The 9,007-nt window shown below is 72.7% G+C and carries 5 protein-coding genes; 1 reads left to right on the top strand and 4 read right to left on the bottom strand.

Features of this window, described 5'->3' with window-relative positions; translation table 11 throughout:
• Window positions 1-40 precede the first annotated feature (40 nt).
• A complete protein-coding gene (locus tag ABD679_RS01300) occupies window positions 41-415 on the bottom strand; it encodes a putative signal transducing protein (protein ID WP_344758112.1) in 375 nt (124 codons plus the stop codon).
• A gap of 87 nt (window positions 416-502) precedes the next feature.
• On the opposite strand from ABD679_RS01300, the gene ABD679_RS01305 reads away from it, so the two are divergent.
• Window positions 503-1,786 (top strand): sialidase family protein, encoded by a 1,284-nt coding sequence (locus tag ABD679_RS01305; RefSeq protein ID WP_344758113.1) that lies wholly within the window; start codon window positions 503-505, stop codon window positions 1,784-1,786.
• 27 nt (window positions 1,787-1,813) lie between these two features.
• Here ABD679_RS01305 and ABD679_RS01310 read toward each other — a convergent pair whose 3' ends face one another.
• The 3 genes from ABD679_RS01310 to ABD679_RS01320 all read right to left on the bottom strand — a co-directional run bounded on the left by ABD679_RS01310 (window position 1,814) and on the right by ABD679_RS01320 (window position 8,881).
• Window positions 1,814-2,521, bottom strand: a complete 708-nt coding sequence (locus tag ABD679_RS01310; protein WP_344758114.1) for an SIMPL domain-containing protein — start codon at window positions 2,519-2,521, stop codon at window positions 1,814-1,816.
• A gap of 320 nt (window positions 2,522-2,841) precedes the next feature.
• Complete coding sequence (locus ABD679_RS01315) at window positions 2,842-7,104, bottom strand: translocation/assembly module TamB domain-containing protein (protein ID WP_344758115.1); 4,263 nt, start codon at window positions 7,102-7,104, stop codon at window positions 2,842-2,844.
• A gap of 1 nt (window position 7,105) precedes the next feature.
• The gene (locus ABD679_RS01320) at window positions 7,106-8,881 is read right to left on the bottom strand and encodes an autotransporter assembly complex protein TamA (protein WP_344758116.1); all 1,776 of its coding nucleotides are present in this window, start codon (window positions 8,879-8,881) and stop codon (window positions 7,106-7,108) included.
• Window positions 8,882-9,007: the final 126 nt, after the last annotated feature.

Here is a 9,007-nt window from a genome sequence, read left to right on the forward strand (position 1 = left end):
CGTGCGTGCGACAACAGATTGACAGCGCCGGGAACCGGCGTCAGAGCCTGCGCCGCGCCCGCCCGTCGTGCTTGCGGCGCCGCCACGGCAGCGGGATCGCGAACAGCATCAGCGCCAGCCACGCCAGCCGGCTGGACCAGCTCTCGCGGTCGGGCGGCAGCAGCGCCCGCGCGTCCTCGGTGTCGGCTTCCAGCGCGTACTCGCCCGCGTCCATCGCCGCGAGCACGGCGCGCGCGCGGCCGGCATCGCGCTCGGCCACGCGCAGCTTCACCCCGCCTACCGCCAGTCGCCATTCCCAGTTCGCCACCGCCAGGTGCTCGTCGCCCAGGTGCGCGTCGATGCCCTCGGACTGCAGCCGCCCGCGCGCCAGGTGCGCCTCGATCGGGTCGGTGTAGTGGGCGACGGTGGTGAACATGGTGGCTCGATGATGCGCCGCCGCGGGTGATCGCGCCATCGACGGCCGGCATGCCGCGCGCGGTCGCCTGGAGTAGGCTTGGGCGCCATGAAAACCACGACCTTCGCCGCGATCGCCGCGTGCGCGCTGCTGGCCGGCTGCCAGCAGGTGCCGCAGCCCGAAACCCGTACCGACGCCGCGGGCAACACGCTCACCCAGTGGCCGCTGCCGGCGCCCGCGGGCGCGGCGCAGCCCGACCTGTCGCTGGCGCCGGACGGGCGCCTGCTGCTGAGCTGGATCAGGCCTTTCGAGAAGGACCGGCACGCGCTGCAGTACACCACCTTCGACCGCACCGGCCACTGGGAGTGGACGCCGAAGATGATCGCCGTAGGCGCGTCGATGGTGGTCAACTGGGCCGACACGCCGCACATCGCCGCCACCGCCGACGGCACGCTCTGGGCCCACTGGCTGCAGAAGACGCGCGGGGAGGGCGAAGGCCACGCCTACGACGTGATTGCCTCGCACTCGACCGACAACGGCCTGACCTGGAGCCCGCCGGTGCGCGTGCACGACGACGGCAAGCCGGTCGAGCACGGCTTCGTTTCGTTCTGGCCGGCCGCGCGCGACCGGATCGGCGTGGCGTGGCTGGACGGGCGCAACACGACCGGCGATGCGCACGCCGGGCACGAGGGCGGCGAAGCCACGGCGGCCGGCACCGGGATGACCTCGCTGCGGGCGGCCAGCATCGACACCGCCTCGCACATCGCCGACGCGGTGGAAGTCGACGCCACCGTCTGCGACTGCTGCGGCACCGACGTGGCGATGACCACGCGCGGCCCGCTGCTGGTCTACCGCGACCGCACCGCCGAGGAGATCCGCGACATCCATGCCACGCGGCTGGACGGCGACGCCTGGGGCGCGCCGCGGGCGGTGCACGACGACGGCTGGAAGATCGCCGCCTGCCCGGTCAACGGCCCCGCGGTCGCCGCCGCGGACGACAACGCGGTCGTGGCCTGGTACAGCGCCGCCAGCGACGTGCCCAAGGTGCAGCTCGCCCACAGCGGCGACGCCGGCGACAGCTTCGCCGACGCCGTGGTCGTGGATGAAGGCGAGGCCGTGCAGGGCCGCGTCGACGTCGCCCTCGACGCCAGGCAGGCCTGGGTGGCCTGGCTGCGCGAGGACGCCGGCGGCCAGTCGCTGTGGCTGGCGCGCTACGCGCCGGACCTGTCGCGCGAACTCTCGCGCACGGAGGTCGCGAAGCTGCAGGGCCGCGGCCGCGGCACCGGCTTCCCGAAGCTCGTGGTGCGCGACGGCGAGGCGTTCCTGGTGTGGACCGACATCGCCAACGGCGGGCCGCAGCTGCAGGGCGTGCGGGTCGTGCCGGCGGGCTGATCGCGGCGTCCGCCTCCCGCGGCGGCCTCAGCGTTGCAGTTCGAATACCGCGCTGACGCGTTCGGTGTATGCCACCTCCGGTTGCAGGTAGCGTCCCGGCCGGGTGCGCGAGCCGGACACCTCCACCCGGTCCAGGGTCGTCGCGCCGTACTGGTCCCCGTAGCGGGAATCCAGGCTGCCGATGCTGTATACCGCCCCCAACCGGGCCCCGAACGCGGCCGCCATTTCCGCCGCCTTCGCGCGCGCGTCGCTGACGGCCTCGTGCCGGGCCTGCTCGCGCAGCGCCTCCTTGCGGCTCGACTCGAACTCGATCCCGCCGATGCCGTGTGCGCCCGCAGCCAGGCCGGCGTCGAGGAAATCATTCAGCCGGTCGACGTCCTTCAGCAGCATGGTGACACTGCGCGCGGCGACGAAGCCCTGGCTCGTGCGCCTGCCGTCGTCGTCGTAGTCGATGTCTTCCGACGCGTCGAGGCTGGATGCGGTGATGTCATCGTCCGCGACGCCATAGGCATCGAGGCCGGCAAGCAGCCGGTTGACCGCCGTATCGACAGCCTGCTTGGCCGGCAGCGGCTGTGGTGCGCGCTGTTCGAACTGGAACGTGATGCGCGCCGTATCCGGCTTTGCCGTCGCCTTTCCCTGGCCGGAAGCGACGATGTGCGGCGTGTCGGGCAGCGGCGTGCCGGCGAGGGCGGCGCTGCAGCCGAGCAGCAGGAGGGTGGCGATCAGGATCCGCATCGGAGAGCTCCGCGTGGTTCTTGTGGGTGCGGCTTCCGCCGCGGGCTTTGCGGAGTGTGCCCGAAGCGCCACGCCCCCGTTCCTGTCATCCCGAGCGCAGCGAGGGATCTGCTGTCCTGGTCGCTTCGTGAAGCAGATCCCTCGCTGCGCTCGGGATGACAGACCGGAAGGCAGGCCGCAAGCTGTTCCGGCTTCCGGCTTCCGGCTTCCGGCTTCCGGCTTCCGGCTTCCGGCTTCCGGCTTCCGGCTTCCGGCTTCCGGCTTCCGGCTTCCGGCTTCCGGCTTCCGGCTTCCGGCTTCCGGCTTCCGGCTTCCGGTCCCTACTTCTCCTTCCGCCAGTTCACCGAGCCGCGGTTCTCCACGCTGCTCGATTCGATCTCGACGTCGAAGCCCTTCTTCAGCAGGTACTTGAGCGTGAGCACCTGGCCGGTGCCGAGCAGGGACACGCCGAAGCCGACGTAGAGCCGCGGCGAGAGCTGCTTGCCGACGCCGAGCACGCTGCCGCCGAGCGCGCGCGATTCCATCACGCCGGCGTCGTCGAGGCCGATCTTGCTGCCGACCTGGCCGGCCAGCAGGCTGCCGCCGGCGTTGAGCGCGGCGGTGGCGGCGTTGAGCTGCTTGTTCTCGTCGCTGGACAGGTTGGAGGTGGAGCGGCCGAGCGCCAGGTACGACAGCGCCTCGGAGTCGTTGGTCGCCGGGTCCGTCCAGACCTTCGCCTGCGGTGACGAGGCGCGGCCGGTGACGTCGATGCCGGCGGTGATGTCCTGGGCCTCGATCCTGCGGGTCGCGCTGATGTCGAGGATCGGGTCGGACACCGGGCTGTTCGACCAGGTCAGGTGGCCGCGCGCGATCTGCAGCTTCTGGCCGTAGGCGGCGTAGCGGCCGCCGACCTCGAGGTTGCCGGTGGCCGTCATCTCGCGCCCGGGCACCGCGCGCACGCGCATCTGGCCGCCCAGGGTGCCGTCCAGGCCGAAGCCCTTGAGCTTGACGTCGTCGCCCATCACCAGCGAGAGGTCGAGCTCCAGCGGCGCGGCGGGGCCTTCCTCGGGATCGACCGGGTCGAGCACCACCACGTCCGGCGAGGCCGACACGCCCTGGTCGAGGCGTTCCAGGTCGATCAGCGCGCTGGGCACGGTGACCTTGCCGGTGACGTTGAGCGGCTGCCGTGCGGCGTAGCGCACGGTGATGTCGGGGCTGGCGCTGGCGCGCAGGTCGCGGGTGTTGGACACCAGCACGTCGTCGCCGTGCAGGCGCAGCACCAGCGGGGTGTCGTCGCCGCGCCAGCCCAGGCTGCCGTCGATGTGCAGGATGCCGGCGTCGGTGGCGCTGTCGGGCGGCGCGGAGCGCACGCTGCCGCTGATCCGCGCGGTGCCGTCGGCCAGCGCGTCCAGGTCGATGTTGCCGTTGTCGAGCGCGATGCCCAGTGCCGGCAGTTCGGTGCCGAAGCCGGTGAGCCGCGCCTGCCCGCCCAGCGCCGGCTCGGCCCGGGTGCCGGCGATCGTGACATGGCCTTCGAGCCGGCCGACCGGTTCCACGATGTCCTGCGAGAACAACTCCAGCCAGATGAGATCGTCGGTGTTGATGTCGAGCGCGCCGGACATCGCCGCGTCGGGGCTCCAGCCGGTGGCCACGCGCGCGTCGATGCGGCCGTCGCCGTTGAAGCCGCTGGCGAGGGTCGCTTCGATGCGCTGCGGATCGAAGCTGGCTTCGAGTGCAAGGTTGGAATAGCCGATCACGTCGCGGCGCGAGCGCTGGCTCAGGCGCAGGCCGCCGTCGGCGGAGGTGACGTTGAAGTGGCCCTGCCAGGCGCCGCCGGCCGGGCGCAGGGTGCCGTCGAGCGCGATTTCGCCGCGCAGCACCCACGGGCGGCTGTCGCCGCGTTCGGGCAGGTAGGGCTCGGCCAGCGACAGCGGCAGGCCCTGGCCTTCGACGGACAGGCCGTTGCGCGGCCAGTCGGCGCTGGCGCACAGCGCGCCGCCGTCGCTGGCGGCGAAGCAGCTGCGCGAGAGCGTCCAGGCGCTGCCGCGCTGCGCGTACTGCGCCGGCGACTGCAGGCGCCAGAAGGCACCCTTGGCCGGCGCGAGCTGCAGGCTGGCGAGGGTGCCCTGCCAGTTTGCGCCGCGCTTTTCCGCGCTGCCCGACAGGTCGAGCGCGCCGATCTCGCCGCGCGCGCGGGCGTCGAGCTGCAGGTCCTCGACCGCGCCGCGGGCGTCGACCTGCACGCTGTCGAGCGCGACGCCGGCCTGCACCCCCTGGGCCTCAAGCGCCAGCGCGCCGTTGCCGTTGCGCCAGGGCAGGTGCCCGCGCGCGGTCAGCGCGGCGGCGGTGTAGTCGCCCCAGGCGAGGTCGTTGCCGACGAGGTCGGCCTCGACGTCGGGCGCGTCGCGCGGGCCGGCCAGCCGCAGGGTGCCGCGCAGCGTGCCCTTCGCGTCGGGTAGCAGGTCGTCCAGGTGCAGCGGCGAGAGCCGGGCGTCGATCGCCATCACCCGGTCGACGCGGCCCTCGGCGTCGATCCGGCTGTTGCCGGCGCGCAGCGCGACCTCGCCCGAGTAGACCGGCTGCACCGTGTTGCTGGCCAGCGCCTTGAGCTCGGCGTGGGCGTGGCCGTCGAGCGCGCGTCCGCGCAGCTGGCCGCCGATGTGGGGGACATCGACGGTGGCGTCGTAGCCGCCGTCCTCGCGCGCGCTGCCCTGGCTGGCGAGGTTGGCGTCGACCGCGCCGTTCCAGCCGTCGACGAAGAAGCCCGGGTCGAAGCCGTCGAGCGTGGCCTTCGCGTCCCAATGCAGGCGCGGCGCGACGCCGGCGGTGCCCTCCACGTCGATGCGTCCGCGGTCCAGCGCCAGGTTCACGCTGGCGGTGTAGTCCTCGCCGTGCGCGGTGGCGTGCGCCTTGCCGTCGAGCGTGCGTCCGCGCAGCGTGCCGCCGAGCTTGGGCACGTCCAGCGTCGCCTCGAAGCCGCCGACGTCGAGCGCACGGCCCTGCGTGGCCAAGGTGCCGTCGATGTCGCCGTCCCAGCCGGCCACGAAGTAGCCGGGGTCGAAACCGTCCAGGGTCGCGTCGAGCTTCCAGCGCGTGGCCGGGTTCCAGGCGATGTCGCCGTGGGCGTCGAGCGCGCCGGTCGGCGTGGTCGCGCGCAGCGACTTGAGCGCCATGCCGCCGTCGCGGCCGCGGCCGTCGAGTACCACCTCGGCGCGTTCGCCGTCGCGGCTGACGTCGGCCTTGCCCGCCACGGCCCATGCGGCCGTGGTGCCCGCCAGGCCGAGGTCGGCGTCGACCGCGATTACCGGCGTCGCCTCCGTGCCCGTGGCCGGATCGGCCGCCGCACCGCCGAAGCGCAGGCCGCGCGCATTGGTCGCATAGCGGAACGTGGCGTGTTCGGGATCGCTGAAGTCGCCGCGCCCGCGCGCGGTGATCGTGCCGTCGAAGATGTCCAGCACCAGCGGTTCGAACGCCAGCACCTTGTCTTCCAGCACCAGCTTCGACGGCCGCACGGTGGCGTGCAGGTCGCCCTGCTCGAAGCGGCCCTGCAGCGTGGCGCGGCCGCCGACCCCGTCTGCCTGCAGCTGCAGCGACAGCGGGTTTTCGCTGGCCTCGTCCGCGCCGGCGAGCAGGGCGGTGTCGATCTTGTCGGCGCTTGCGCGCAGCTGCCAGCTTGGCCGGTCCCTGCCGGACAGCGACAGGCGGGCGCGCACCTGGCCCGGCAGGGCGCCGCCGACGCCGACTTCCAGGTGCTCCAGGTCGCCGCGCGCGATCACGCCCACCTGCAGCGCGCGGCGCAGCGGCAGCGTGCCCGATGCCACCGGGATCACCGCGGTCGCGGCCAGGTCCATGCGGTAGTTGTCGCGCGGCGCGTAGTCGCCGTGCGCGGTGAAGCGGCCGCGGTCGCTGTCGACCACGACGTGTTCCAGGTGCAGCGTCTGGGTGCGCGCATCGAGGCCGCCGCGCACGCGACGGATGTCGATCAGGTGCTCGCCCTCCTGCGAGACGCGGAAGCCGTCCACCTGGATCGCGTCGGCCTGCAGCCCCAGCGGCGGGGTGATGTCGGGCAGCACTTCGGGCCAGGTGGGCAGTTCGAACGGTGAATCGGTCTTCGGCAGATCGAGCGTGGCGCCCTCGACGATCATCGTGTCCAGCCGCAGCAGCTTGCCCAGCAGCGGACGGATGTCGGGATCGATCACGATCCGGCGCGCGGTAAAGGTCAGCGTGCCGGGCTTCGGGCACTGCCCGTAGGGCACCGGCTCGCCGCCTTCCTGCGGGCAGGTCTTCTGCACGAAGCGCACGTCGTGCAGCGTCATCGGGCCGCGGGCCGGCCCCTCGGCGCTGGACCACGACAGCTCGACGCCGGCCGGCAGCCGCGCCTTGACCTGCGCAAGCAGGAAGTCGCGCCCGCCCAGCGTGGACAGCAGCCACCACGCCACCACCACGACCAGCAGCGCCAGCCCGACCGCGGTGAACGCGCTGCGCCGCGCCAGCTTGCGTGCCCGCGCGCGGCGCTTGGCGCGCAGTTCGGCGATGCGCGCCTCGCGCTGCTCCGGCGTCAGGCCGGGGTCGATGCGCGGGCGGCGGCGGAAGCCCGGCGCCATGTCAGAACTCGGCCCCGATGCTCAGGCCGATGGTGAACGGCGAGTCGGGGTGGTCGAGGCCGCGCGCGATGTCGAAGCGCAGCGGACCCACCGGCGAGCGCCAGCGCACGCCCACGCCCACGCCGGTGTGCCAGTCGGGGTCGGTGCCATCGAAGGCGCTGCCGCTGTCGACGAACACCGCGCCGCCCCAGCTGTCGGTGAAGTAGCGTTCGAACTCGGCGCTGGTGGTGACCACGTTCTTGGCACCGATCGAGAAGTCGCCGATGCGCGGGCCGACCTCGCGCCACTCGTAGCCGCGGATGCTGCGGTCGCCGCCGGCGTAGAAGCGCAGGCTCGGCGGCATCGCGGTCAGCGCGTCGGTGAAGGTGTGGCCGATCTCGCCGCGCACGATCAGGCGGTTGCGCTCGCCCAGGCCCTTGAACCAGCTCGCGCGCGCGTGCAGCTGGGTGAAGCTGGCGTCGGAGCCGGCGCCCTCGACGCCGCCGCGCAGGGTCAGCGAGCCGCCGATGCCGCGGCGCGGGAACATCTTGCTGTCCACGTCCACGTATTCGGCGGTGAGCGACGGATAGGTAAACGTGGCGTAGCGGTACGCGGTCGGCGTGTCGGGGTCGCCGTCGTCCTCGTCCACGTAGGCCCAGCGCTCGCGCAGCACGTGCAGCGCCGCGACGAGGTTCAGGTGCCGGTTGTACTGGCCGCTGCGGCTGGCGACGAACTCGACCCGGCGCGTGTCGATGTAGTCGGTCTGTTCGTCGGCGAACTGCAGGCTGGCGGTATACCAGCCGTCGAGCCAGGCGAATGCCGGGATCCGGTACTGCAGGGTCAGCGTCTTGCGCTTCTGCGCGTAGTCCAGCTGCGCCAGCGCCTTGTGCCCGCGGGTGTTGACGTAGCGGCGCTCCAGCCCGAGGCGCACGCCGGGCCCGCTCTCGGTGCCGTAGCTCAGGCCGGCGGTGTAGACGTCGCGCTTGGCCGGGGTGAGCGTGACCTCGATCGGGACCTCGCCGTCGACGGCCTTCTCCGGGTACGGCTGGATGTCGATGCGGCTGAAGTAGTCCAGCGCCACCAGCGACTCGCGCAGGCGGTCCAGCCGGCCCTGGTGGTAGTACTGGCCCTGCTTCCAGTACACCAGCTTGCGCAGCAGGCGCTCGCGCACGACGCGCTTGGGCGTCTGCTCGAAATCGATCGGGCCCATGTCGTAGCGGTCGCCGCTGGTCCAGACCAGGTCGATGTCGGCGGCGTTGTCCGCGCGCGTCACCTCGACCCGGTGCGAGGCGAAGTCGGCGTCGAAGTAGCCGCGTTCGGCCAGGCGGCGGGTGATGCGGGTCTTGCTGGCCTCGTACAGGGCGTGGTTGAAGACATCGCCGGTGTTGGGCTGGAACTTGCCCAGGTCCTGCCTGAGGTAGCGGTCGCGGCCACCGGCACCGACGATCGCGATGTCGGCGTTGCGCACGCGCACCGGTTCGCCGGGATCGACCGTGATCACCACGTCCAGGCCGCCGTCGCCGCGGTTGCGTTCGACGGTGATCTGCGGCGAGTAGTAGCCGAACGGTTCCAGCGCCTCGCGGGTCTCGTCCTCGGCCTCGCGCACCAGATAGGCAAGGCGGCGGCCGGCCACATCCTTGCCGATCGCGTCGACCAGCGACAGCGAGACGCGCACGTTCTCGGTCATGGGGTCGTCGAGGCCGTGGATCTCGACCGAGCGCACGGTCGCCGCATCGGCGACGCCGCAGGCGATCAGGAGCAGGGCTGCGGCGGCGGTGCGGGGGAAGGCCGGGGGCATGCGGGGAGCATAACCGGCATGTGTCAAAAGACGATTAACGGGTCGATCACGGGCGACGGTCGCGTGGGGAGCGGCGCCCGCGATGGCCGGATGCTGTAGGAGCGGCGGAAGCCGCGATGGCTTTAC

Source organism: Luteimonas lutimaris, from assembly GCF_039537065.1.
In the GTDB taxonomy this organism is placed as follows: domain Bacteria; phylum Pseudomonadota; class Gammaproteobacteria; order Xanthomonadales; family Xanthomonadaceae; genus Luteimonas; species Luteimonas lutimaris.